The organism is Prevotella sp. 885, from assembly GCF_002265625.1.
Classification (GTDB): Bacteria; Bacteroidota; Bacteroidia; order Bacteroidales; family Bacteroidaceae; genus Prevotella.
In genome coordinates, this window is record NZ_NOVE01000011.1 from 1 (window position 1) to 26,654 (window position 26,654).

Annotated in this window: 15 protein-coding genes and 1 pseudogene; 11 read left to right on the forward strand and 5 right to left on the reverse strand. The window is 49.4% G+C overall.

The annotated features are described in order from the left end of the window. The 11 genes and pseudogenes from CHL74_RS05275 to CHL74_RS16150 all read left to right on the forward strand — a co-directional run. A partial coding sequence (locus CHL74_RS05275) for a WG repeat-containing protein (RefSeq protein ID WP_141241239.1) occupies nucleotides 1-540 on the forward strand: 540 nt, incomplete at its 5' end. Nucleotides 541-572: 32 nt separating this feature from the next. Next, nucleotides 573-713, forward strand: coding sequence for a WG repeat-containing protein (locus tag CHL74_RS05280; protein WP_176452175.1), 141 nt, complete (start codon nucleotides 573-575; stop codon nucleotides 711-713). Nucleotides 714-1,008: 295 nt separating this feature from the next. Next, on the forward strand, nucleotides 1,009-1,353 hold the full coding sequence (locus CHL74_RS16600) for a hypothetical protein (protein WP_254923226.1): 345 nt from the start codon (nucleotides 1,009-1,011) through the stop codon (nucleotides 1,351-1,353). Then, nucleotides 1,350-1,553 carry a hypothetical protein gene (locus tag CHL74_RS05290; RefSeq protein ID WP_094880125.1) on the forward strand — a complete coding sequence of 68 codons (204 nt, stop codon included), beginning with the start codon at nucleotides 1,350-1,352 and terminating at the stop codon, nucleotides 1,551-1,553. Before CHL74_RS16600 ends, CHL74_RS05290 begins: the two co-directional genes overlap by 4 nt. A 24-nt stretch (nucleotides 1,554-1,577) precedes the next feature. Further along, on the forward strand, nucleotides 1,578-1,934 hold the full coding sequence (locus CHL74_RS05295; RefSeq protein ID WP_094880126.1) for a hypothetical protein: 357 nt from the start codon (nucleotides 1,578-1,580) through the stop codon (nucleotides 1,932-1,934). Nucleotides 1,935-1,954: 20 nt separating this feature from the next. Beyond that, nucleotides 1,955-2,491 carry a hypothetical protein gene (locus CHL74_RS05300; RefSeq protein WP_094880127.1) on the forward strand — a complete coding sequence of 179 codons (537 nt, stop codon included), beginning with the start codon at nucleotides 1,955-1,957 and terminating at the stop codon, nucleotides 2,489-2,491. Nucleotides 2,492-2,528: 37 nt separating this feature from the next. After that, nucleotides 2,529-2,963: a hypothetical protein gene (locus tag CHL74_RS05305; RefSeq protein WP_094880128.1), complete on the forward strand. Its 435-nt coding sequence runs from the start codon at nucleotides 2,529-2,531 to the stop codon at nucleotides 2,961-2,963. A gap of 147 nt (nucleotides 2,964-3,110) precedes the next feature. After that, nucleotides 3,111-3,896 (forward strand): hypothetical protein, encoded by a 786-nt coding sequence (locus tag CHL74_RS05310; protein ID WP_141241240.1) that lies wholly within the window; start codon nucleotides 3,111-3,113, stop codon nucleotides 3,894-3,896. A gap of 153 nt (nucleotides 3,897-4,049) precedes the next feature. Then, entirely contained in the window at nucleotides 4,050-6,887 is a 2,838-nt protein-coding gene (locus tag CHL74_RS05315; RefSeq protein ID WP_094880130.1) for a DUF2779 domain-containing protein, read from the forward strand. Between the two features lie 214 nt (nucleotides 6,888-7,101). Continuing rightward, nucleotides 7,102-7,404 carry a hypothetical protein gene (locus CHL74_RS16145; RefSeq protein WP_254923227.1) on the forward strand — a complete coding sequence of 101 codons (303 nt, stop codon included), beginning with the start codon at nucleotides 7,102-7,104 and terminating at the stop codon, nucleotides 7,402-7,404. A 115-nt stretch (nucleotides 7,405-7,519) separates the two neighbouring features. After that, nucleotides 7,520-7,771: pseudogene (locus tag CHL74_RS16150) on the forward strand (DNA translocase FtsK); the annotation flags it as partial. 13 nt (nucleotides 7,772-7,784) lie between these two features. On the opposite strand, the gene CHL74_RS05325 reads toward CHL74_RS16150, so the two are convergent. The 5 genes from CHL74_RS05325 to CHL74_RS05345 form a co-directional block, all read right to left on the reverse strand. Beyond that, the gene (locus CHL74_RS05325) at nucleotides 7,785-9,629 is read right to left on the reverse strand and encodes an LTA synthase family protein (RefSeq protein ID WP_094880175.1); all 1,845 of its coding nucleotides are present in this window, start codon (nucleotides 9,627-9,629) and stop codon (nucleotides 7,785-7,787) included. Between the two features lie 231 nt (nucleotides 9,630-9,860). Further along, the gene (locus tag CHL74_RS05330; RefSeq protein WP_094880132.1) at nucleotides 9,861-16,610 is read right to left on the reverse strand and encodes a choice-of-anchor J domain-containing protein; all 6,750 of its coding nucleotides are present in this window, start codon (nucleotides 16,608-16,610) and stop codon (nucleotides 9,861-9,863) included. A gap of 27 nt (nucleotides 16,611-16,637) precedes the next feature. Next, complete coding sequence (locus CHL74_RS05335) at nucleotides 16,638-20,003, reverse strand: M6 family metalloprotease domain-containing protein (RefSeq protein ID WP_094880133.1); 3,366 nt, start codon at nucleotides 20,001-20,003, stop codon at nucleotides 16,638-16,640. Nucleotides 20,004-20,193: 190 nt separating this feature from the next. Beyond that, nucleotides 20,194-22,686, reverse strand: a complete 2,493-nt coding sequence (locus CHL74_RS05340; protein ID WP_141241241.1) for a hypothetical protein — start codon at nucleotides 22,684-22,686, stop codon at nucleotides 20,194-20,196. 592 nt (nucleotides 22,687-23,278) lie between these two features. After that, nucleotides 23,279-26,557 (reverse strand): choice-of-anchor J domain-containing protein, encoded by a 3,279-nt coding sequence (locus tag CHL74_RS05345; RefSeq protein WP_094880135.1) that lies wholly within the window; start codon nucleotides 26,555-26,557, stop codon nucleotides 23,279-23,281. Nucleotides 26,558-26,654 lie beyond the last annotated feature (97 nt).

Here is a 26,654-nt window from a genome sequence, read left to right on the forward strand (position 1 = left end):
CTGATGCTTTTTTCTGGCGGATTAGCACGAGTAAAATCTGCAGAAGGTTGGGGCTTCGTCAATGAAGATGGCGAAGAGATTATCGCTTGTAAATATGAAGAGGCCTGTGGCTTTTCTGAAGGATTGGCAGGAGTAAAGTCTGCAGACGGTTGGGGCTTCGTCAATGAAAATGGAGAAGAAATAATCTCTTGTAAATATGAAGAGGCCCATTATTTTTGGTTAGGATTAACAAAAGTAAAGTCTGCGGAAGGTTGGGGCACCATCAATAAAGACGGTGAAGAAATAATCCCTTGCAAATATGAAGAAGTTGAAAGTGTTCGTAAAGGAATGGCAAAAGTAAAGTCTAAAGAAGGTTGGGGCCTCGCCAATGAAAATGGAGAAGAAATAATCCCTTGCAAATACGAAGATGTTGATGTTTTTTTTGACGGATTAGCACTCGTGCAATCTAACGAAGGTTGGGGTTGGGGCTTCGTCAATGAAAATGGTGAAGAAATAATCCCTTGCAAATATATAGATGCTGATGATTTTTTGACGGATTAGCACGAGTGCACTCTAAAGAAGGTTGGGGCTTCGTGAATAAAGATGGTGAAGAAATAATCTCTTGCAAATACGAAGATGCTGATTATTTTTGGTTCGGAGCAGAAACTGCAGAGGTTAAACTGAATGGTGAATGGATTACCATTGACAAAACAGGCAAACAAGTAACAGAATAACAAGTGACAACAGAGACTGCCGAAACGCTGCAAAGGGAGTAGGCAAAACTTTTAAAAGACATGAGACATGTTTCTCTTTCTATGTGGTATCTTGATAGTTGTGTTTGGCGGCTACATACTGATAAGTGTCATACAACTCGTCTTTATGATTATTGGCTGGATTATCCAAGCCATATTCAGTTTTTTCGAGTAGGAAATCAATAAAAACCAGTTTTAAGCAGATTTTGCAAGGTCTGATTTTTTTATTTCAGAAAAACAGGGTAAATTTCGCGCGACAACTAAAAACATTAAAGATATGATGAACAACAATTCTACAACAAACTGTGAAAAGAAGCCTATCATCGACAACGATGAGGCTTTGCGTCTTATCGACCTCATCCAGCAGGGCGACTCCAATGCGGAGAACGAGTTGGCAGAACTCGGTTTTGTCTTTGTCAAGGCTGTGGCAAGGCAGTATGTGGGCAAGGGCTCTCAAAGGAAGAACTCATTGCAGCCAGTCGTTACGGAATGTTACGTGCCAGCCATAAGTTCGACAAGTCGCGTGGCTTCAAGTTTGCCTCGTATGCCGTATGGTGGATGCGCGAAGCTATTCTGCAAGAGATTCGTAAAAAAGAAAACAACTAAACGACAAAGAATATGATACGCAAAAATTGGGGTGACGACGGTGCACTTACACTCATCAGAGTGGTTCTTGAAAGGACTGAGGACCAAGAGTTGAGAGAACAACTGCTGGAGTTTCTTCAAAACAACGAAGAGCTATGGTCAGATGCTCACGTGAAAGACTTCTATACATTTGCCACCACTCTTGCCAAGGAGTGGCTGGCAAGTCATCAATCATAAAGTAACTAAACAATACGACTGACAATGAAAGAAATTAACGCAGAAATATATATAAATTGGGATAATGACGGAGTTACTGTCAAACTCTCTGACGAGGAAGCTGAGAATTTGCTTGCATTATGGAAAGAAGCCCAAGACACCATTCTTCATGATGTGGAGGAAGAGGACTATTGGGAGAAGTTCGACCCTTGGTTGCAGGAGAAGGCTCCCGACCTATACGAGAAGATAATGAAAGCCTTCTATGAAGACTTAGCTGAAAGATTGTGCTGCGACACATGCGACGGAGATGGTTTTGTCTCTTTTTCTCGTGATATGGATGGAATATATTTTGATGACAGCAATGAAGTTGTCATCAATCAAATTTTTCCTCCATCAGAATAAAAGGTCTAAACGAAAAGAAAATGAAAATATATCTGAAAGTAAAGAAAGACAATGCCTATCAGGTTACCAGCCTTTGGAGCAAGCACATCAAAGAGCAAATTCTGGAAACTGTCAAAGAAGTAAGTCAGAATTGGATGTTTGAGCCGAAGTTATATCCTATGTTTTATCAAGAGGATACGCATAGCCACTTTGTTGAAGCAAACAACGAACGTTTCTTCTTCGAATGTTTGATGTACGAGCTTTGCTTTGTGTGGGAATTAAACGATTTCGAAGGATACGATGATGAGTACTCTGATTTTGCACGCGAAAGAGATGTATTTTTAGATAAAGATAAGGTAGAACCTTCCAAGGAATACGTCTATATCGGTTCGTACATATATGGACAGGAAGAACCGCTTGCTCTCCCTGGACTTGTATTCGACCCCGAATACGCAGAGGATGGTGAGGTTTTGGCAGAATGTATGTTTACGAGTGATTTTGAAGACGAAAAATTAAAACGGGAATATATGTCTAATGGAAACTATGAGGAATGTGAAAAGGATACTCCAGCTTTGTAGCATAGCCCTGTTGGCATTGTCTATATGCTCTTCATGTTTGAACAAGTCTTCCGATACAAGTCTCGATAAGAGCTATGGTAAGTCTGACTCTACCGAGACTTACCATACAATAGTCTCTGACGACAGTCTCGTGACAGCTGTCTGGCATAATACAGGCGAAGGCGGAACCGCACCCGATATCGACTGTGTGGTGAAATTCAAATCAGAAGATGGCAAATTGCACGAGGAGCATAGACCTCTGCTTCGACTTGCCCATCCTAATGATGATTACAGCCACCATGAAGTGCAGAAGATTGTAAGTCTTGACGATGAATACGGCAATCGCTCCTATGTGTTCTTCCTCTCAGCCAAAGTGGGAAGCAACGAGTACGCTCACGACATTGTGGCTTTCGAGATAGCCGGTGACAGTCTGCGACCATTGTACAACTATAACATACATAATAATACAATTCTATGGAGAAATATCATATAGGACAAGAGATTCTGAAGGAGGTAAAGGCAAAGTTTCCTTCAGTGGCTGCCTTTGCCAGAAAACAGCATCTCGCTACTCTTGCCAGAAGATAAACTACATACAATATTGCCAAGCCAAACAATGGATGTGGTGGAAGAATATCTTCTGATGCCACGCAAAAAGCCGCTCGTAGTGTTCTACTGTGGTGTACGCAGTCGCAACCTCCCCCATTTTGTATGCAAAAAGGGCGAGGAGATATATGGCAAAGGCATGGTGAGAAGGATAAGTCTCAACCCCATAGAACTGATGCGTTTTGAGCTTGGCGTGATGTCGCTCGCCAAAATGCCGCAGAAGGTAGTCGTGATAAGATGTACTATGGCAAGAGACTATAACACCCATGTACTCATTGCCGAAATACTGGCCCAGGAGTCGGGAAAGCACGTCGTGCTGCTATGCCTTGACCCTATTCATATTCCAACGCTGCCAAATGGACGAGTGGTGTTGAAGTCGTTCGCCGTATCTACCTTCAACTCCTGGCACCAACGTGCGCACATATTCATAGCCGATGATATGGAAAAGCGTTTCGCTTACCTCATCGAACTGTTCCAAGCCATCAAAGGCAAGGGATATATGGACAGAATATACGACAGCATAGAGGGCAACGAGAATTGGGCAGACACCTTGAAATATTTGCTGGAAGAGGCAAAGCAGAATCTCACCACTTACGAAGATATTGTGTTGGAAGAAAGCAGCGATAAGGACAATCGTCAGGTGGAATATCATCAAGTGAGCACCATTCAGCCTACTATTAACGACTTGAATCGTTCAGAAGGGATTTCACATATCCGCACCCATCTGCGCTACCGCATGATTAAGGAGACTGGCGAGATTTTCGAGTATGAGCCGATGAGTTTCGACCAAGCGAAGGAAATGATGTTGAAACTTGCGACATAAACAGTATCATATCAATAACAAGATACCTATACCGCTTTTTGTCTTTTATATAAAAAACGAGCATTTATTTTGTCTTTTAATCAAGATTCTGTAACTTTGAGCGTATTTTCATATTATACGCAAAAAATAACTAAGATAAATATATAAAAGCCTATGGCAAATTTATCAAAGTCAAAATACATCACTTGTTGCCAATGTCCCAAGGCATTGTGGCTGAAGCAGTACAAGTCAGAAGAAATGGTTATCGACCCGTTGACGCAGGCACGTTTCGACGCAGGTTCCGAAGTGGGCGAACTGGCTAAGCGTCTGTTCGGTGATTTCGTGGAAGTTACCGTTTATAAGACGGCTGCCGACAAAACACAGCGCCTCGACCTCGGAGCGATGGCTGCAGCCACACAGAAAGCCCTTGCCGAAGGTGCGGAGAACATTGCCGAGGCAGCGTTTATATACGACGGATACTATTGCGCCGTCGACCTGCTGCACAAGACACCCCAAGGCTATGCCATCTATGAGGTGAAAAGCAGCACCGACCTGAAGGAGCTGGAAGTGTATGCACAGGATGTGGCATATCAGAAATATGTGCTCACCAACTGCGGGCTTACCATAACGGGCACTTATCTTGTGAACATCGATAACGAATATGTGCTTGACGGCAAACTCGACGTAAAGGGATTCTTCCGCATAAACGATATCAGTGAGGCGGTTGCCAACGAATATGTCAAGGTGCCAGCCCAGGTAAAGGCTGCGAAGAAGGTGCTCGAAGGTGGAGAACCCAAGCAGGATTTGGCAGAATACTGCAAAAAGCCATACGCCTGTTCGTTTTGGAACTATTGCAGTCGCAATGTCATACCTTCGCCATCAGTCTTCAACCTGTACCGCATGTCTTTCAAGAAGGCATTGGAACACATGAACGAAGGCCGTCTGTCGCTTGAAGATATGAGACAGGAGAAGCTCACCGACCTACAGCAGTTGCAGTTGGAATGCACATTAGGCAATACTTCCTATATCAACAGGAAGGCTATCGGTGAGTTCCTGAAGAAGCTCTCCTATCCGCTTTATTTCCTCGACTTCGAGACTGAGCAGACCGTGATACCGAAGTATCAGGGCACGCATCCATACCAGCAGGTCACGTTCCAGTATTCGCTTCATTACATAGAGCATGAAGGCGGCGAACTGAAGCATCGTGAGTTTCTCGGCATATCGGGCGAAGACCCTCGCCGTGCCCTTGCCGAACAACTCTGCAAGGACATCCCGCTCAACGTATGCACCACAGCCTACAACAAGGCTTTCGAATGTACCCGTCTGAAGGAACTGGCAGAGGCATTCCCCGACCTGGCGCCACATCTTCTCAACATCGAATCGCACATCGTGGATCTTCTCGACCCGTTCCGTGCCGGCTATTATTACCTGCCAGCCATGAATGGTTCGTTCTCCATCAAGAAGGTGCTCCCGGCATTGTTCCCCGATGATCCCGAACTCGACTACCACAACCTCAGTGGTGGCGTGCAGAACGGAGGAGAGGCGATGAGCATTTATCCTCAGATACAGTTTATGGAGCCGGAAAAGCAAAAGAAGGCTCGCCGAGCACTGCTCGACTACTGCTGCCTCGACACACTGGCCATGGTGAAGCTGTGGGAGAAGCTGAGGGAAGTAAGTGAAGAAAAAACAACTAAAACATTTAAAAATATGATGAACAACAGTTTTATAGCAAACTGTCCCCAAAACGAGGATAAAGCTATAGAAAACCTATTGAATGCATTTATAGACAACTTAGACAAAAAATCAAAAGAGCAATATCGCCAAGTTCGCAATATATTAGAAAAAAAAATAGAATTCAATACCGATGCCGAGAAGAATTTTCTGCCTCTGCTTGTCAAACTTATTGCAAGCGGCCGCATAGATGATTGTAAAAAAATGATTGACTTGGTAAGACATTCGGTATATGTCTACAAATGGCCTAAAAAGCAAAAAAGCTACAGCACATACTGCAACAAGTTTATCGACTTCTTGGAAAAGTTGCTCAACTCTACATCAAAAAAAAGCACAGGAATAAAGAAAGACATTACTTCTAAATGCACAACTCCTGCGCTTACCGGCACAGAAGAGCATTGGCTTAAAGAAGCCTTTCAAGGGTATAAGGTATACTCACACGAACAACTGATGAAAAAGTTTACGGCCAGACTACGCAGTCAAGACCGCATTTCAGGCAATAAGGTATGGTTGCCCTTAAGATATATCTCAAAGCTCTACAAGAAGAATGGTAAGGCTAAAGAGTTCTCTGACTGGCTGAATAATATGGCAGAAGAAATCTTTGTTCACTACAAGGATGATAAAAATGAAATAAAAAGCGTACAGTTTAAAACACAGCAAGTGTACCTCGTCTTTAAGAAGAACTCTAAATGTAAAGGCACATACAATGTGTATGTTGCATTGTCAAGGGAGAACAAGAAATACGAAGCATACACTCCAACTGGAGAAGGCAATACCAAAGTACCTATGACTGTAACAGATATATCAGATATTGCCATTGACCATGTGAAACCTATTGATCAAACCCTTAGAGATTTGAATAATGCAGGAAAGATTGAAAACCTAAAGAAGGTTTCAGATGCATACCAGGAAATGATAAAAAAATCCCAGAATTCTGATAGTAATGCAGAAAACGCATCGCTTGACGGGTTAAATGTTGATATTGATGCTCTTACTAATGAACTCAATCTTATAAGAGAAGATGGAGTACTTAGACTTATGCACACCAAATACAACGGAAAGAAGAGCAACTCATCTACATATAAAAAAATCATTAAGATTAAAAATAAGAATACATACTATGGCATATTAGGAGAAGTCATTATTGACGGTGAAGATGAAGAAAAAAAGCGTTATCTTTATTATAATCTCAAAGAGCAGAATGCACCGATGCGAGTTGCATTAAAAGAGCTGAATGGTACAGAAGTACAGATAACCAAGGCGATTATTGACTACATCTAATCATTCCTGATTTTTCGACATCTCATTCCGGCTCTTCCGAATAGCGATATAGGGTGCAAAGGCTAAAAACTATTTACCTTTGCGCCCGTAAGTATTAACTTAAACAAATTATTAGTATAGCAATAACTGATAAGATTGAAGAATACATCGCTGGCAATCCAAAGCGACCATTAAAAGAATATTGGTATGAATAAGAGCATGTTTGACAAATGATATGCCAAAGAAGATAACATTCAATGACATTCTCCAGAACAAGATAAAAGACTTTGTCGGTACCAAGCGGTGGAGCAATTCACAATTTGCTTCACGCTACTCGGACACTTATGCCGAAGTTTATGGCAAGATGGAGGCGCCCAGCACCTCTACCTCGCGTAAGCTTATCGAAGAAAAGGGTCACGAGTATGCCGAAAAGGAATGCATTATTCTGGAGAAGCTCACATCCATCACCTTCTATAAGATGTGGCTTGAAGAGCAGAAGCCTCTCATTACAGCAGGACAGTCAGCAAGGACGACATGAGCATTGCTTTTATGCTATAATTACAAGAATATTCTATAATAAAAATAACAAAACAATGGAGAAAAATCAAATGATGGATATGCATGTAGAAATGGGTCCTGACTCAGAAAATGTCATAGACAGCAGTTCGCTCGACCCTCTGTTCGAGGAAGCTGCACGCATAATCGTAACAATGCGGTCGGGCTTTGCCTCGTTGATTCAACGGCGCTTGTCTATCGGCTACGGCCGTGCGGTCAGAATTATGGACCAGTTGGAAAAGGCTGGAATCGTGGGCGAGGCACAGGGAAGCAAGCCGCGAGAAGTGAAAATTCAAGATGAGAACAGCTTGGAGAATCTGCTTGCGGCATTGAATAACCCCAAATCCTAATCACCGATATTTCCTAATTCTTGATTTCCAATTCCCCTACCTTATCATACAGCGTCTGCAGAATGGCTTTGCCCTTCTTTACGCGGGCGTCGTCGCCAGCCGCTCCTTCCTTGTAGAACACGTGGTTGGCGGCGTTGTCGTAGACGCTTACGCCCGTGTGGTCAAGATAGCAGAAGCCGTTTACGAAGGAGTAGAAGGCGAACTCGTTCGTGTAACTCTTGTCCAGCACGTTGCGACTGAAGCCGAACTCTCCGTGCGGCAGTCCCAACTGTGCCAGCAGCGTTGCGGCGAGGTCGGTCTGATTGGCGATGCGGTCCACCTCCATCGGTCCCTTCACGGCTCCACCCGTCCATATCATCGGGATGCGGAAGAAGTGCGGGGCGAAGCGCTCACCCTTCTTCGGGTATGGGATGCCGTGGTCGGGGAGGAGCACGATGAGCGTATTGTCCCACTGCGGAGACTTCCTGAACTCGTTTATGAACTTTCCTATGCAGTCGTCCGTGAAGGCGAAAGCGTTGAGATGCTTGTCCTCGAACTTCTTGAACGGCACTTCGAATGGCTCGTGACTGCTCAGCGTCAGGAATGCCGTGAACCACGGCTGTTTCTGTCCCTCACGCTCCTTGAGCATCGCCAGCAGACGCTTGAAGGTGATATTGTCTGGCACGCCCCACTTGCTGTAGTTGCGGTCGTGCATGGAGAAGTCGTCCTGTGATGTCAGCTTCTGGAAACCGCCAGCCATGAGATAGCCGCGCATATTGGTGAAGTTGATGTCGCCGCCGTAGAGGAAGTCGGTCTGATAACCCGCCTTGCCGAGCGACTGCGCAATGTTTGGCAGCTTACGCGCAATGTTCGGCACCTTCATTATTGAGAGCGTGGGCAGACCCGGATAAGCGCTGTACGTGCATACCGTGCCGCGGTCCGTACGGAAACTGTTGGCGTAGAGGTTGGAGAAGAACACGCCCTCGCTGGCAAGACGGTCCAACGACGGCGCCACTCCCTTCACGCCGCCCTGACGTTCTATCATCGTGGAGCCGAAACTCTCCATGAAGATGAAGAGAATGTTGGGGCGCTTGGTGTTGAGCACGCTCACCGTGGCTGTGTCTGCCGTGGCGTACATTCCCTTCATGAGGCTGGCACGCTGCTCCTCGGGGAAGAAATCGAACTCGTCCTCATACTTCTCGCCGAACTCCATGCTTGCCAGCAGATTGAACGCCGGATTGATGGCAGAGAGATTCAGAAACTGGTCGTTGCTGTAGTAAACGCTGCCCACATTGGCTGTAGACACTCTGATGCCGCCACGGATGACGAGAAACAGCAGACCGCCCACCAACAATGATCCGACCGTGGCAAGTCCGCGGCGCGTCATTCCCTCTATGGCGTCCAGGCGTCGGGGCGTGATGCGGCGCAGCGTCCAGGTCGTGCCGGCAGTAAGCAGCAGGATTATCAGTACGCGCAGCAGGATGTATCCCGTCGACACGCTTGCCGCAGCGTTCTTCGGCGAGTCGATATACACAAACACCGCCTTGTCTAACTTGCTGTCCCAGAACGAGAAGAGCGAGGCGTCAGCAATGAATATCAGCGACACCAACAGCATCATCACGGCATAATAAGGCGTCGTGACCTTCCTCAACGGCAGCCCGCGCCACCATACCGACACCAACGTCAGCAGGAACGGCACGATGGTCAGATAGCCCGTGGTGGTGGCGTCCAGCGAAGCGCCGTGCCACATCACGTCGATGTAGTCCGAAACGGAGTAGGTCCGTTGGGCGTTGCAGAGGATGAATAATGGTTTCTGGACAAGGAAGTATGTCCACATGATGAGGAAACAAGACACAATATACTTGAGTCTTTGCAGCATGCTATGCATCTTTTGTGTATATTTAAGTATGTATGAAAAAACTGTGATGTTGTAAATCGTGTGCGAAATTACACATTTTTTTTTAGAGACAAAGACAAAACGGAGTGTGATTTTCAGAAATATTAGGTATTGACATAATAAAAGAGGGTGGGGCAACTACTGCTATTAAAGCAGCGTTGTCCCACCCTCTTGCTATTTAGGTAAAGCCTGTGCCGGCTTTACGCGATACGTTTACTTGCGCTTGATGTTAAGCTTGAATGTGGCGTTGCCTACCTTCACGATGTAGGTGCCGGTGGTTGCCGCAGCAAGGCTTACAGTCTGGCGATAGTCGTCAGTGGCGATGGCGCTTGCGATGAGCTTGCCGTCAGCAGAAGCCACTGTGATGCGGTCGCCGTTGTGAGCGCCGAGGACGATAAGCTGTCCGTCCTCCACCTTAAGAGTTACGCCGTTCTGACCGTTAACGCCGTCGATGCCAGTGGCAATGATGGTAACCTTGTCAGAGAACTTCTCACCAGCTACCGAGTAGACAGCCGATACCTGATAAGTGAGATACTTGTCAGAGAAAGCCTTCGTGTCTGTGAAGACAGTGTCGGTGGTCAGCTCGTCGTTCAGACACTCGCCGTTGCGATATACGTTGTATCCCTCAAAGACGTTCTTGTCAGACGAAGCCTCGCCCTTGGTGTCCACAGCCTTGAATGTCATGTCAGCGTCAGCCATGCGCTTGGGCTGGAATGCCGGAAGCTTCTTGGCTGCCTTCTTCTCTGTGCCGGGAAGGACATTAGAGTAGGGGCTGAGTCCGATAGAGATGTTCCAGTTGGCGTCTACCTCAGAACCCGAATCCTCCATTGTCTGCCATGTGATACCGTCAGAAGAGTAGAGGTCGCCACGTCCGCTGCGTGCCGGACCACGGTCGTATCCGAGAGGAACAGTGATTTCGTTCTGCTCGATGTATACTGCCACGCGGAGGTTCTTGCCTTCGTCAATCTTAAGCGGCTCCTCAAGGTGGATGGTGTTGAATGAGTACTGCTTCAGATTCGGAACGAACTGCTGGCGCACGAGGGTGTTGTTCTCATAGACGAGGAGGAAGAGGGCCTCAGGAATCTGATTGATGTATACCTCTACATCGCTCAGAGCGAGATTGCCATATCCCTTCAGGTCAGAAGCAAACCAGCATGCGCCTGCAAAGAACGCGCCACCATTGGTCAGACCACCTGCCTTATAGTTGTAGCCGTCGTGCCAACGCAGATAGATGGGTTCGCCAAGAGCCGGGAACTGCCATGAGAGGCGGTTGCCTTCAGCCTGCTGTGCAACGCGGAGGTTGGTAGGAGCAAGCGAACCGTTGTCGTAATAGAGGTCGATGCTTACCGGTGCCGACTTCTCGCTGACTGCGGATGTCTTGGTAACAAGCTCGAACTCGTAGCTATACTTGCCTGCGAGCAAGTTGCGGTCAACGTAAGAGATGTCGTTTACGGGATTTGCGTTAATCTTCTCGCCGTTGCGATAGATGTTGAATCCGTAAAGATTGCTCTTCGGCTTGGCGGTGTAAAGAGCCACGCCGTCAACGTACTGCTTAGGCTGTGATGCGTCCTTTGCCAGAGCCACATATTCTGTTCCCTCAGGAAGCTCGCAGAGGATGTCCTGCCAAGACTCAGAGGTCTTATATGACTGGAGGAAGATGAAGTTGGCGCGGTGTGTGCCACCAGTTGAATAGTAGACACTGATTGTGCCCTCGCCGTCGTGGTCGTCAGCGTTGCGGGCTGCGAGGCGCATGTAACGCATACCCTCTGCAGGGATAACGCCGAATGCGCTGTTCTGAGCGTCAACGGTTATTGACTTGCTGCCGTCGAATGCTTCGTCGTTGCCTACGGTCCATCCTGACTTATAGCTCTCGCCGTTCACACCATAAACCTCTTCGCCGATGTTGTTGGCCTCGAAGTTCTCCTTGCTTGCTGCGTTCTGATACATGTCAGGGTCAGCGAAGGTGAGGAGCACGTTGTAGCCGTAAGACGATTGCTTGGCGTTGGTGTTGACAGGAGTCTTGGCTGTGCCGGTGCTGATGATGTCAACTGTTGATACAGCAGACATGTCAGATGTCTCGCCATTGATGTAGACGGTCTGTACAGCATAGTCATACTCGCCTTCCTTAGTCTCTGTCTCTTCAAAGTAGCGGCGTGTGAGCAGTTCAGCGTTGCGCTTCTCTCCGTTGCGGTAAACGTTGTAACCAGCCACTGTGGTCAAGCCACCGAGGTCGAGGATTACGAACTGTACCGGTTCGCCCTGACGCTGCAATGAAAGGAGCATGTAGGTGATGCCGTCCTTGCCCGTGAATGAAGACATACCGCCAGCCGATACTGCTGCGATGTTGTCTATCTCGACATACTTGCCGAGGTCGATAGATCCGACGCGATTGTTCTCCTCGTCATAGATGCCTACGGTGTACTTGTTGGCGTCGTTGCCCTGCTCGAAAGCATACAGCTTGCCGTTGTAGTAGGCTGTACCTGAAGCTCCCTTCAGAATCGGACCGGTGCCAATCTTGCTACCGTTCTTCGTTACGTAGATTGAAGTCTGCCAGTCGCCGACCTCGAAGCCACCCTTACCGTCGTCCAATGATGGTATGTAAGCCATGTGACGAGAGTATTCTGAGATGGCGATGTCCTCCATGTTCTCCATCGTAGCGGGATCCACACGGTGGATGTTGGTGGTGTTGTCAGCTACGTACAGCCACTTGCCGTCGTATGCCATGTTACGTATTCCCTTGAGGCCGTCCACCTTGTATGTGCCGAGCTTGTTGCCGTCGAAGTCGTACTTCTCGATGCGTCCGTCCTCGTTGTATACAGAGGTGTAGACGTATGTTCCGTCAGTAACGACAGCCATGCCCGACTTCGGACCGAAGAACGAGCGTACATACTCTGGGCATCCCTCTTCTGTGGTAACGGGACGCTTTGTGATGTCAGCCTTTATCACCTGCGGCTCCTTGGTCGGATTGTCCCAACGGAGTGAGATGTTGCGGTTGCGCTCTACGTCAGCATAAACAGCGTTAGGAGCTGTCTTGTCCTTAATCTCGTATGCCTCTACGTTTACGGGCTTGCTCTCTGCCGACTCGCCGTTGTTCTTGTAGACGGATGTGACGGTGTAAGCGAATGTGCCAGTTGCGGAGAGCACGTCGTTGTAGCTCTGTGATGTGATGAGGCTGCTGTTTACCTTCACGCCGTTGCGATATACGTTATAGCCCATCGGCTTCTCTTCCGTGATGTCGGTAGGAGTGAGGTCTACGTTGATGTTGAAGTTGCCTTCAATGCCTGAGATGGCTGCTGAGAACCACTTCTCGCCGTCGGTGGAGAGGAGGTCACCCTTGTTGAACACTGCCTTGCTGTCGTCGATGCCAAGCGGCTGAACTCCAGCGTCGCTCTTGATCTCGAATCCGAACATATATTCGTGACCCGGCAGGATGCGGATGTCCTCTTCCACTGGGATAGCGGTCAGAGATCCGTCAAACTTGAAGTCGCCCTTATACTGCTTCTTGTAGATTTGCTCGCCGTCCTTCTGGATGAAGAGTGCGATGTACTGCACCGGATTGACGAGCTGAACAGAGACAGAAGAGATGCGCTTACCGCGGTAAGCGGCGATGTCGTAAGCGTCCCACTTCACACCTGCGTAGAAGATGCCGCCGTCTGTCATGCCGATGTCGTCAGCATGCTTGCCGTTAGCCCAAGTCATTGTGGCGGGCTGGTTAGCTCCGAAGAGCGGCGACTCCCATGTAAGGCTCACGTTCTTGTTGCCGTTGATGCTTGCTGCCACGCCTACCGGCGGATAATACTGTGCGCCGTTCTTGACGAGCACCTTAACAGAATCGCTCTTTGCCGACTCCTTGCCGCCGTACACGGCTGTCACCTTATAAGTGTATTCACCGTAGACGAGAGACTGGTCAGTGAATGTCATGCCGTTAACGGGAGAAGCGTTCACCTTGCGGTCGTTGCGATATACGTTGTAGCTGTCTGCCTTGGCAGAACCATTGCCTTTCTGCCATGAGATGATGGCGCAAGCGTCGCCAGCCTCTGCCTTTACGCTCTGCGGTCTCGGGCAAGCAGCCTCGCCGGTGACGTTGAGCTTGAAGCTAACGGTCTGGTCGCCGATCTCGGGATTAGCCATGAGAACAGCCTCAGTAGAGTGGTTGCTGCCAGCTACATCCTCAAGGGCGTTGAAGCTTACGTTGATGTCCTGCGAAGCACCTGGAGCGAGCTTGCCGTGACGCGGCGAGAAGTCGAGCCACTTGTCTGTCTCGCAAAGAGTGTAGCGGAAGAAGAGGTTAGGCATCTGGTTGAGCGATCCCAAAAGGGTGAGCTTGCCAGGTGTGATGTCTGTAGAGGCGAAGATGCCGCAGACATAGTTCTGACCGGTGTTCTGGCTGCCGAGCACGTATCCCGGAGCGTCGGTAAGCGAGTGCTTGACGTCTGTAAGGGCACGCTTGGCAGTACTGAACTGGCGGATGAGCACCTTGTCAATCTGCTCTGACGATTCTGCCGTCATGTCTGACAACCAGAGGTAAGGACCGCCGGGCGATACGTTGTCGTAAGCCGAGCCGTAGATAGATACGCTCACGTCAGTGCTGATGTTGCTGAAACGTGAGAGAACCTTACCGTTCATGTCGATGAATCCGATGGTGGTGAAGCTTCCTACCCAGAATCCCTTGCGGTCAGGGTCGTAGCTACAGTGTGTGATTTTGAGGTCAGGCTGATCCTTGACGGTTATGATTCGCACGATGCGACGGTTGTCGAAGTCGAGCTGGAAGAGACGGTTCGACCAGTCGCTGCCGTAGAAGTAGCGTCCGTCGTAAGTGATGTCGTAGAGCTTGTAGTACATCTCGGGGATGCTGAACTGCTCGATGAAGCGACCGTCCTTGTCGTACTTCCAGAACTTGCCAAGCTCGATGGATGATGTAGAGTAATAGAACTCGCCGTCGAAACCGATAGACTGCTGCAAGTCGCCGGATGCTGTGAACGATGGCTGCTTCTCCCAACGGTTGGTGTCGTCGCCAGACTGCTTGGCGGGCTTGGCTGCCAAGTGCCAGATGAGTTCGCCGTCACCGTTATTGGTCATGCGCAATGTCTTGACAAGGCTCGATTCTGCGTTGATGTCAGCGACTACTTCCTTAGCTGAAAGGTCGGCTACCGGCTTGGTCATAGTGACGTTGATGCGGTTGCTGGCACCGTTCTTAATCTGGAACTTACCTTTATATATATTATATCCGTCCTTCTTAGCCACTACCTCGTACTCGCCTTCCTCTATCTTGTCGAAGGCAATGTGTCCGGCAGCGTCAGTCATGGTGTTGATGACAGCGCCGTGATCAGCTGTGAGCGTAACGTCGCAATCTGCAATGTTGCCTGTAGAAGCTGACTTGACGTCAAGCTGTGCCGATGTCCATACCGGTGTCCAGATCTTCACGTCGTCCACATACCAGTAGTTAATCCACTTGGCGTACTTACCGTGAGCGCGGAATCTGACGCGGAAGAGGTCAGAAGAAAGAAGGTTGGCGAGCGGATACTGGAATGTTGTCCACTCGAAACCGCCGTTCTCATTGTCGAATGTCTTAATCTCCTTCCAAGTATTGCCACCGTCCGACGATACCTCTGCAGAGAGATAGTCGACGTTGGTCTGCTCGCTGTTGCGCAGCTTCAGGTTGAAGCGCAGCCATGTGTTGGAACGGTCTGCTGTGTGGAGCTCACGTGTCATGAGCGCCTGGTCATAGTTCTGGAGTGTGGACCAGCTGTATGTAGCAGACGGGTCGATGAGTCCGTACTCATAATAGTCGATAGACCATTTTGACTCAGTGCTTCCGTCCTGCTGCGTCTTCGACCACTTTTCCTCATGGAGGGTCCAGTCGTCGAAGTCGTCGAAGAAAGGCAACATACGTGTGTCAGGCACGTTGACGTTGAGAGCCACGCTCTGCTCTGACACCGAACCGTCCTTCTTGACAGCCGCTACAGTGTACTGATAGTCGCCGTAGTCAGGCACCTCGTCAGTGTAGCTGACGCTTTCCACGGGCTGTGAGTTGAGCTTCTCGCCGTTGCGATAGACATTGAATCCCACTACGGGGTTCTTTGCTGCGGCGCGTGCCATGTTGGCAGACTCGGGTCTTACCTTGTTTGTGCCTACGAAGATGTCGTCAATAAGCAGCATGAAGGCGTCGTCCGAAACGCAGTTGATGGTCACGTAACGTGCATCCTTGGGGATGTCGTAAGCCACGAGAGTCCATTCGTCAGGCAACTCTACGTAGGGCGATTCGTTGACGAAGGTGAAGTCTGACGGCTGTGTACCGGTTGTGGAGTAGCCCACACGGATTCGCTCAGCATTATAGTTCTCGCCTGTCTTGTAGCTGCGAGCCCAGAAGCTGATCTGGAAATCAGCGTCAAAGTTGAGTCGTGGTGAGATGATGTAGTCGTTGTTCTGCGCGTCTACAGCACAGAAATCGACGAGCATCTTCTGTCCAGAGTGGGGCTTGTAGTTAGGATTGTCGTTTACGGCAGGAACTGTCTGCCACGGGTTCATCACGACGTAAGCCATCTTCTGTCCCTGTGTGGGGAACGTACAGGCCTGCCATGTATAGGTAGGCTTGTTGTCGGCGTCGATGTATGTCCATCCGATGCTTCCAGGAGAGTTGATGGCGAAGTCGTTATGTCCCTCGAAGTCCTCTAAGAAGCCGTCCACAGGCTCCGGTGAAGTCCATGCCAAGCTTACTGTATGTTCGTTTACGCCAGTGAGACGGAGATTGCATGGTGCTCCGTTAGCGTCCTGCGCAAGAGCCTGCATCGGTGTGGCAGACTTGACGTGCAGCGCTTTCTCCATCAGTTTCTGCGATGGTCTGACTTTCTCGCTTTCATCGTTCTTAGCACCGATCCCGCTCTTGAAGCTTCCCACGGAAGCCCAAGCCAGCGAGACTGCTGTCGCTGCCAGTAACAATGATGTGATTTTATTTGGTTTCATATTCAATATTGCTGGTTAAGGTTTCACTTATCTGATGATTGTCTTTGTACGGAATGTGCCGTTCTCGCTTGCTACGCTTACGATGGCTACGCCCTTCATTCCTGATGTAGGTATGGTGAGCGAAGTGCCTGAGGCTGTGCCAGTGTAGAGAGTGGCGCCGGTTGAAGAGGTGAGAGTGACGTTGCTGCCGGGCTTCAGACCTTCCAGACGGAGGTCGTTCATGCTGTTGGTCAGCGTCACTGCTGTGCCCTCTATTACGTCGCTGATGGCTGTTGTGGTCTTCTCGTAGTAAGCAGGAGCCGACTCGTCATAGAAGATGTTCTGCCATCCTGATGCCACCCAAATCTTGTAGCGTCCCTTGTCGAACTCGCCTTCTGTCTTTTCTGGAATGTCGATGCTTGTAACACCTACGCCACCTGCTGCCAAGTCTTCCCAAACCTTTCCATTATTGTAGAAGAGTGTGAGATACTTGACGCGACCGTTGCGTCCTCCGTGCTTGAAGTTGAAGCGCAGCTTCTTGTAGTTCTTTCCTTCGAGATAAGAAGAGAGATCCACTTCCTGACCTTCCGAGTCGTACTGGCTGAGTACGGTCTTAGGTCCGACGGTCTGCCATGTGCGCAAGTCCTTTGTGCCTTCAACGGTAAGCTCTGACGTTCCGAGCGGGCCGCTTGTGGTTACGATGAACTTGCAGTCCTCGATGCCGTCCTCAAATTCCTTCAGCGTTACGCTTCCCGTGCTCTTGAAGAACAGCTGACCAGTGCTGAGATCCACGTCTCCAGTTACTTCCTTATAGAACGACATCGGTGCAAATGCAGCCTCCTGATTCACCTGGTCTGTCTCCTTACCGAAGTAGAGATAATATCCCGTGGCACCTTCCACCGGTGTCCATTCTGCGTGGAGAGCAGTGCCGTTGCGCTCAAACTTGGTGATTACCGGAGTCTTCAGCTTGTCTGTCACCATTACGTCCCACAACCACAGATAGCCCTGCATCTTGTCCGAGCAGCATCTGAATGCTACGTAGATGTCCTGACCGGCATACTTGCTGAGGTCTACCTCTTCCATGTGCTGCTGTGCGAAGTAGTCAGCGAATGAGAAGCGCTCCACGAGATTGAAGTCCTTAAGGTCGCTCGACTTTGTGGACACGAGCACCTCAAGATTCTCAATGGATGTCTGTTCCGACACACCTCTGGTGAAGAACAGCGTTCCGTTCTCTGGAACGTGGAAGCGTCGCTTGCAGATAAGATAGTCGTCGGCGTCGTTCCAGTAGTTGAATGAATAGACAATCGATCCTGACGATTCGTCTGCCACCCATGTGGTGCCGTCGCCGTTGTTGTCGATGATGCGCCAGCAGTCAGGCTGTCCGTTTGTCCATGAGAGGAAGTCGTCGTGGAAAGGATTGTCAACGGTTATCTCCGCTGTCTGACATTCCGTAGAGAAGGGCAGGGTGGCGCCGTATACGGTCTGACCGTTGCCGAGCTTCATGTATGCTCTTACGCCGTATTCCACGCCGGGCTGAAGGTCAGTCACGGTGAGAGAGGGCGATGTGGTGATGTTCTCCACCTTGGCGTAGCTGGTGTACTGCTTGTCGTCCAGACTCGGCTCGTAGGTGTCTCTGCTTAGTGCCCAGCAGAAACCAGCCTCCTTGATGTCGGCAGCCGTAACGTTTCCGTATTCAGCCTTAAACGTAGCGCGTGTGTCCCATACATCCACAGGAGTGAGAGTCTTTACGGTCTGCCATTTGCTTGTTCCGCCCTTTACCTGGAATCTGATAAGTCCGTCGCCCTCGGTGATGTTGGTCACGGGCACTCCGAGCGGCTCGTTGTTCCAGTTGATAGCTGCCGGCTTTGAGGTGTCGGTGAATTCCGTATTGCCCGTTGTTCCCGGATAAGTGTCTCCGTTGCGCGAGTTGGCGTCGTCGATGTTGTCCGCCGGAACGATGTACATGCATCGGTGCTGTGCCGAGTTGTTAGGACCGTTGATGCTCCACCATTTCTCCTGCATCTCCTTGGTGTAGTCGTAGTGTGTAATCACCAGACCGTGTGCAGGTATGTATTTGTCCCATCCAGTCTTCTGACGGTTCTCAAGGATAAACCATTCCATGCCGGTTCCTGCTTCGCGTCCGGGCTGTGCGTTGATGAAACGTGCCTTGTTGTTGGCGATGCTCTCAAGCGTCACGTCCTCCGGATTGAGCAATTCCTTGATGTCGGTGCCCTCGCTCATCCATCCCATCTGCATACGCTCGAATGCCATGAGGCAGGGCGGTGTGCGGCTATCATTGTTGTAGCTACCTGAAGCGTAGAGGCTGTAGTCGCCGGGGTCAAGACCCACGCCATTGTCGTAGCTGTCCGTATCGTACATATCCTTCAGACCCAGAACGTGTCCGAACTCGTGTGTGAATGTTCCGATGCCGTCCATAGAAGGAACTGCAGGAGCGCCTGGCATGCCGACAAGCTCAGCCGAACAAGAATAGTTGTTCACCTTTATGCCGTCATATTCAGGCTTGTCGTCGCCCATGTTCCATGAGTGCGGCCAGATGTCGTCGTCGTTGGCAGTACTTGCCTCGCTGTATCCGGCGTATATAATGTAGCAGTTGTCCATTTCGCCGTCACCGTCGTTGTCGAACTGTGAGAAGTCGAGTTGTGGATTGTTCTTGCGAGCCAGCTCAAGCGCCTCACGCACCATGTCGCGCGGATTGGCGTCAGTGCCTTGTGTGTCGCTGTAGTTGCCGCCATAATAAGCTGTAGGCTTAGACAATGTGTATGGTCCGACTACCTGGAAGTTCGGGATGAACTGTCCCATTGAGTTGTCGCGGTAATAATCCTTCACGCTACCCGTACCACCGTTGGTGTTATATCCAGGCTCGTTCAGCCAACGTGTAAAGTCGTCGTTGGAGTGACGCATGGTGCTGTCTGCGAAGTTGACGAGTATCACGAGATACTGCGACTCCTTCACCTTGGCGTTCTGACCCATGACTCTGCGTGGAGCCACAATCTTACGGTCGAGCGTCTTGGCAGGCGCCTTGCGCATGATGTTGGTGCGTTTAAGGAAGTCGGCGTTCATGGTCTGCGCTGCCACAAGGTTAGCCACGACCTGACGTTCCGCTCCGTTACGTTCGTTGATGTTGTGTGCGCGTTGCTTTGTGGCAATGCGCTTTCCGGTCTTCATGTCGTAGTCGACATAGCAGAAGAATCCTTCGCGGTCTTTCTTCAACATGAATCCGTCGGATGTGGTTACAAAATGATAGTTCTCGTCGCCTTGTATTCGTACGAGCAAGGTAGTGCCGTCGGGCTGTTTCATCACTATGGGCCTTGGGTATGCTCCGATGGCGTTAGCGCCATGCACACTGCCCATTGCGATGGCAGAAGCCAGCAGCAGTCTTTTGAAACTCTTCATAAATGTATCTTTTAAAATGTTGTGTTATTCTTTTAGTATTTCTATTTACGGTGAAAAAACGAAAAAGAACGATGCAGGACACGGAAAATTGTGCCCGTAGGCCTGCACCGTTCGTTTACGTGCGTTTTAATTTCACATTATTCTTTGATGGCCGGTGTCGTACTGTGTTTACGACTGTCGTCTTCTTTTTTTACTTAACGACCTTCTTGAAGGTCTTGCCGTTCTGGCGGATTACGTAGATGCCCTTCTTGAGAGCCTTTGTGCTGTCAGCAACCTTAACGCCACCGATGGTGAACACCTCTACGTTGTTGTCTACGTTAGTCTCTGCTGAAACAATGCCTGTTCCGGGGTCTTCCTTGCCACCTGTTACATAAGTGAATGTGAAGTCGTTGTCAGGCATGAAGCGGAAGTAGATGGGCTGTTCAGCGTCCACTGTCTTTGTGAGCCAGTATGACTCCTGATCGTTCTCATACTTGTATTCGAAGTTAGGATTGTCCTCATTGGTGAGGTTCTTGGCGTCCTCTTCGTTGCTGTATGTGTAAACGCGGCTGTAAGTGTTGGTCATGAAGACGTTGTCGCCCTCTGTCATGTAAGCCAATACCCAGAACTCAGATCCTCTCTTCACCTCAACAGACTTACCTGCGTAGAGGATGTAAGGATTGTTGGCTGCGTAACCTGCGGGTATGTCGCTTTCAGCGAACGTAACCTTTGTGCCCTCTGCGTTGCCTACAATCTTAAGGTGTACGAGCAAAGCATCGCCCTCGTTGAGCACCATTGTGCCACGATAGATGTTGGTGGATGTCTCGCCTACGAGTGTGCTGGTGATCATCGGTGACATATAGTTGTCATTACCGTACTGATCCTTGCCGTCCTTACCGTACTCTACTGTGTTAGAGGCATTGAAGTCACCGTCGTAATCAACGGTTACCATGCAGTCTCTTGTTGCTTTATAGCGCAACCAAACGCTGTTCTGATTGTTCGGGAATGCGTATTCGTTGCTCTCTATGTCGATAGGCAATGAGCGGATTTCGCCATTTGCGAAGTCGCCTTCAGTGAGTGTGAATGCGTCACCAGCCTTGCAGTTCTGCAGCTTGATGAGATATTCTGTTCCGTTGGTTGCCTCCACAGAGTAGCTGATACCGTTTACGACAGCGTCGTATGTGCCGCTCCATGACTCGGTGCCACGCGGGAAGTCTACTGTTACGGCAGGATTGTTAGGCTCGATGGAGAGCTTGCCGGTGCGTGTAGCAGTGTATTTATAGTAGCGTGTGCCTTCGGCTGTGATGCTGTTTTCGCCGAGAACAGCCTCGATAGGATTAGTGATAAGGTCGCCCTTCTCGATGTCCTTCATGCTTACAGAGAAGCTGAGCGGTGTCTTCTCCACTGCAGACCAGCGGATGATGATACGCTGTGCGCCGTTTGTGGTGTTGACATTATATTCTGCGCTTGATGTGCCGTTGGCTCCGTTCCACTGGTTGCCCTCAGGATATACGGACAGTGCTGTGCCGTTAGCTACGGTTCTGTCAGCGTTTACGACGAGCAACTTGTTGGTGTTCTCAGGAACGTCTATACCATAATATATAGTACCTGTAGCCTCGGGCAATGTCTGCTGTGCCGGGAGCGACTCAATCATGATTGGCTTGCTCTCCTTTTCGCCGTCCTTATAGTCCTCCATTGCCATGCGGAATGTCTCTGGATCGCTTGTGCCGTCAATCTTGTCGACGAGTACATAGAGCTGTGTGCCGGGATATTCAATCTCTACGCGAACATTGTATGAACCCTGCTCTGACTTGGCTAATGTGCCGTCGTACGAGATGCTATACTTGTTGTTGTATATCTTGACCACTCCACCGGGCAGATCGTTGTCGCTTGTGATGGTGAAGAAACCAGCCTTTTCGGGAGTGTACGTATAATAGTACTGTCCGTAGTCAGCAGGTACGGTGTTGTCGCCTTCCACCATTGCGAACGGCATATCCAGCGAACCGGGCTGAGGATGTGCCAGTTCTGAAGTGAACGTGATAGGCTGTGTGGTGTTGAATTCGAAGTCGTAAGTCTTGCCTTTCTCTACGCCCAGCTTCGTCACGTACATGTTATTGTTGTATTCAGACTCCACTCTATTGCCGTTTACCGTTGTCGATTCAGCCAGATATGCTCCGGTGGTGATCACCAGCTGTGCGTCTTCCGTGGCAGTGTATGTGGCGTAAGCCTTGTATGAAGCATAGGATGTGTTGTATGCGTCACCTACGAAAGTCATTGTTCCCGGCACGATGTTCACGGGATTGTCCTTCTTCAGTCCGCCGTTAATGTCAGCTACGTCTTCCACGCTGTCTATAACGAATCCTGTTTCTCCGCGTCCCTGTACAAGGAAGAAGTAGGTGTTTCCGGCTTCCATCGGATAGCCGTTAATGCCATACTTGAGGTTGGAAGACTTCATATTGACGGTATCCTTTCCCTGCACGCCGCATACTGTCGGATAGGTGTAGGTGTTGGGCAATGGACCCACGCCGATGACGCTGTTCTTCTCCGCAGTGTATTTCCAGATGATGGTTTGCATATCGTCGCCATCCACGTTGTAAGTGTTTTCTCCTATCTTTGCCTCAATGGCTGTATCGTAGGAGTTTTGTGCCATGCTTGTGGTTGCTGTAAGGCACATCATTGGAAGCAAGAGTAAATACTGTTTCATAACTTCTGGCTTTTTATTGGTTTTAAATTATTCGTAATCGGGGCTTGGAAATTACGATTTATTTCTTGTTGTAACGCAAAAGTAAAAAATTATTCTTAAACTTAAAAATTTTTTATAAGGAAATATAAAAAATACACTTATAAAAAATAAATTGAATAAGCCTACGTGGGTATGTAAATAATAAGAAAAACAGGGCGGTAGTAAATAAAAGATTCGGTTTGCAAGCATGTTACTACCACTGTTATTCATAAATAAGCGCTTTTCTTCTCTTTATAACTAAAACTCTGATATTTTTACGTCAAAATGATTTGGCTGAAACGTGCTTAATGGTAACGAGAAATACATTTTGTCAGAAAACTATGCTTTTGCGTCGTTGGTGTAATGTGGGGCTGGTGTGGTCTGCTAATAGCAATGCTTAAATGTTGTCAAAGTGTTATGTTCGGCGCTTATGCCAATTGGTACGAGAGCGCTTAACTTTTGATACGAGAGCTTACGCCAATTGAGATGTGAGTGCGTATCAATAAAAAAAGCGCTCTGAAAAGGCTTTGCTTGTTTCCCTTTCAGAGCGCTTCTTAAATATGTATTATGCTATTTACTTCACTGTGCACTTTACAGTCTTGCCTGCTACGTGTACGATGTAGAGACCAGGTGCGAGGCGTACAGCCTTCTGACCGGTTACGGTGCCGGCTGCTACGGTTGCTCCTGCTGCGTTGCATACGCTGTACTTGGCGTTGTCGGCGTTGATAAGGATGGCGCCGTCAAGTGTCTTAACGCTGCTGTCGCTGTCAGAGAGCGAGCTGATGGCTGTTTCTGTGCCTCCGTCCACTGTCATGTTGTCAATGAAGATGGGCGCCTGCTTGTCGGCTGTGGCGTGGAAGGCTACGCGGAACTTCTTGTCCTTGGCGTTGCTGAAGTCAATTCTGTGCTCCTCCCAACCGCTTTCTCCGAATACATTAATAGGCTCGCCGATGGCTACATAGTCGTATGTCTTGTCGTACTGCAACTCAATCTGGATGGTGTTGTCAGTAGCGGAAGCGCTGTTGTAGTGGTAGACGTAGAATGAGAGGTAAGGATTGTTAACTCCAGTGATGTCCACCTGCGGCGAGATGAGGCGTGCCTCGTAGGCGTCCTCGCTGTTCTGATAGAACATTGCCATGCCGTTGTCATCGTCCTGCGGATATACGTCCATAGGCTTCTTCGAGCTTGTACCGGTAATCATTGTCCAGCAGCTTACGTACTTCTCGCTAACCTCAACGATGCCCCAAGGCTCTGTAGAGGTGAATCCGCCTTCGAACGACTCGTTGAACGGGAGAGTGTATGCCTTACCGTAGAGAACGTCATTCATCTGTATGGGGCTGATGCCGCCCTCTGTCTGTGCCATGATGATGAAGGTGATGAGAATCTGGTGTGCGCTGGCGTAGTCGTCAAACATTGCCTTGGGCACGCGAAGCTCGCTGCCTGAAACCTCGCCGTCGAGCAGCTGCGGGTTCTCCATCAGACCGTACTGGTAATAGATGGCGTATGTCAGCTTGCTGAAGTCGATGTAATGTCCGTCGCTTGACGTTGTCGGTTCGGTCCATGAGAGGATGAAGGCGTCGTCGTCCTCGGTGATCTTGAAGTTTGTGGGTGCTGAAGGCACGCCCTGACCTACAAATGCGGTGGTGTATGCTCCCTCGCTGGCTCCCTTCTTGTTAACAGTTATGACTGTGTAAGTATGACGACCTGCGCCTACAGTGTTGTCTGTGAAGTTGCATGACTCGCCGGGCTGGATGCTGGTGAATGTCTTGACAGGAGTCTTCTCATTGTCGCGGAACACCTTGATGGTGAGGTTGTCGGTAAGGGCGTTGCCCTTGGCGTCCTTGGTAGGAGCTACGAAGCTGATGGCTACGGTGTGCTCACCCATCTCGCCAGCTACTGCCTCGAGGTTTTCCACGTCGGCAGGAGCGTTCTCGAAGTTCGATCCGAGAATCTGGATGTCATAGAGAGTTACCTTACGCTTGGCAGCGCTGCGGCAGAAGAATGCGAAGAATGCTGTGCCGTCCTCTGTGGCTGTGTAAGTGAATGTCTTCTCTGAAAGTCCCTCTGTGTAGTCGGGGATGTTGTCGAACGAACCGATCTTGGTCTTACCGTTGGCAGGATCGGTGTTGCTCTTTACGAGGAGCAGGTCGAGGTTGTTGCCGTAGTCCTGATTGAAAGCACTTGCCACCTTGAATGTGATGGTATATTCTGTGCCCTTCGAGATGTTCATCGGAGGCAGGATGAGATAGTCGTCGGCTACGTTGTTGCACTGCGAACCGTCGTAAATGGCAGCCATGCCGCCAATGTTAGAATTCTTAAACTCCCATGTGGCGTCGTCGCGAGTGTTGACGATGGTGTATGTGCCGTGAGTGTCAGTATTGCTGAAGTCGTCGTAGTAAGGGATGTCGGCGAAGTCGCCGTGTGTAGCATGGTTAGAGAGGCCTTCCTCGCCGGTCTTGCCGTTCACCACAGCCTTCACGCCGAAGTAATAGTCAGAGAACGAATGGCTGGTGACGGTGCCGTTGAAGGCGAGCTTCTTGGTCTGTCCCACTTCCTTACCCTCGGGATACTGTGTGATGACGTATGTGAGCTGGTTCTTGTTTACGGCGCCACCGTTGATACCCTCTGTGGGAGCTTCCCATGTGAGGTTGTAGTTGCCGTCAGCTGCAATGCTGAGAGAGATGTTGTTCGGTGCCTTCGGTGTGTCATAGCCGGCGTATGTTGAGATGGTACGTGCGGGACCTTCGCCCACGCTGTTGGCTGCCACCACCTTAATCTTATGTATGCCTGATGTGTTGAATTCATAACCTACGTTGACAGTCTGTCCTGCGCTTACGTTGTCGACGGTTCTGAACGGAGCTTCTTCCTCGTCCACATAGAACTTGACGCTTACCTTGCCAGTAAGCGGCGTAACCTTATCGAACGACATAGTCGGAGCAGTGGCTCTGATGATGGCTGATGTTGCGCCTGGCACGTCATACTCCACGTTGATGTCTGTGCAAGCGTCGGGAGCCTGCTGTGTCACGCCAGGAGTGGTGGCTGCTACTGGAGCCAATCCTCTGACGTTGGTGCCAGCGGGGAAAGCGCCCACCTTTGTGGCTTCGCCCGTGGTCTTCGAGAGTTCATATAGAGTATAGTTGCCGCTCTTTGAGAGGTTCTGATAGAGGCGTCCGGTTACGGGATCGACGATACCCACCATGATGTCGTCGCTGTAAATGCCGGTGGCTCCGATCTGCTTTGTCTCGCCGGTAGCGAGGTTGATGTTGTAGAGCATGCCGTCATAGTCAGTGGCATAAGTCACGCCGTAAGCGTCTGTCACCACCATATTATATAATGAAGGAAGTGTGCGTACGAGTGTCTGGTCGCCGGTCTGCTGGTCTACGACATACACCTCACAACCGTTCATGGTGTTCTTCAGACCATAGAGCGTAGATGTCTGTGGGTCATAATTAAGGAAATGTGGAAAATAATAACTTGGTGCCAGTTCCACTGCATTGTCAAAAGACCAAGTGTCGCCGTCGAGTTTGTAGCTTACAAAGCGCAGCTTCCAAACCTCATTATAGTTGTTGATGCGCGGCTGATAGAAGAACAACTTGCCGTTGCCGTATGCCGCCACCACTCTTTCGGTGATGTAGCCGATCTCGTTGTCGGAGAACACCTCTGTCAAGGACAGCGGGTCTGAGTCGGCTGTGAACTTACTGATGCCTACCGTAGGGGCAGCAGTAACAGCATAAAAAGAGGGAGCCTGCGCTTCCGCTTTTTGAGGATTTGCCGCCGACCGGGCGGCACTTGTGGTTAGGGGATGTAACATTCCGAGAACCATCGCTGTGATAAAAAGCAAAAATCTCTTCATAAGCTACGTGATTTTGATTATTTTTAATAAATATCGGTGGCAAATTTAGCGAAATTAAACCTAAATAACAAACAAATTGCTAAATATATTTTCCGTG

Bases quoted from the DNA above. Each gene is read 5' to 3' on its own strand.
- CHL74_RS05310 (WP_141241240.1), top strand. From the start codon at position 3,111: ATGCCACGCAAAAAGCCGCTCGTAGTGTTCTACTGTGGTGTACGCAGT.
- CHL74_RS05300 (WP_094880127.1), top strand. From the start codon at position 1,955: ATGAAAATATATCTGAAAGTAAAGAAAGACAATGCCTATCAGGTTACC.
- CHL74_RS05295 (WP_094880126.1), top strand. From the start codon at position 1,578: ATGAAAGAAATTAACGCAGAAATATATATAAATTGGGATAATGACGGA.
- CHL74_RS16145 (WP_254923227.1), top strand. From the start codon at position 7,102: ATGCCAAAGAAGATAACATTCAATGACATTCTCCAGAACAAGATAAAA.
- CHL74_RS16600 (WP_254923226.1), top strand. From the start codon at position 1,009: ATGATGAACAACAATTCTACAACAAACTGTGAAAAGAAGCCTATCATC.
- CHL74_RS05315 (WP_094880130.1), top strand. From the start codon at position 4,050: ATGGCAAATTTATCAAAGTCAAAATACATCACTTGTTGCCAATGTCCC.
- CHL74_RS05290 (WP_094880125.1), top strand. From the start codon at position 1,350: ATGATACGCAAAAATTGGGGTGACGACGGTGCACTTACACTCATCAGA.
- CHL74_RS05325 (WP_094880175.1), bottom strand. From the start codon at position 9,629: ATGCTGCAAAGACTCAAGTATATTGTGTCTTGTTTCCTCATCATGTGG.
- CHL74_RS05335 (WP_094880133.1), bottom strand. From the start codon at position 20,003: ATGAAGAGTTTCAAAAGACTGCTGCTGGCTTCTGCCATCGCAATGGGC.
- CHL74_RS05340 (WP_141241241.1), bottom strand. From the start codon at position 22,686: ATGAAACAGTATTTACTCTTGCTTCCAATGATGTGCCTTACAGCAACC.
- CHL74_RS05345 (WP_094880135.1), bottom strand. From the start codon at position 26,557: ATGAAGAGATTTTTGCTTTTTATCACAGCGATGGTTCTCGGAATGTTA.
- CHL74_RS05330 (WP_094880132.1), bottom strand. From the start codon at position 16,610: ATGAAACCAAATAAAATCACATCATTGTTACTGGCAGCGACAGCAGTC.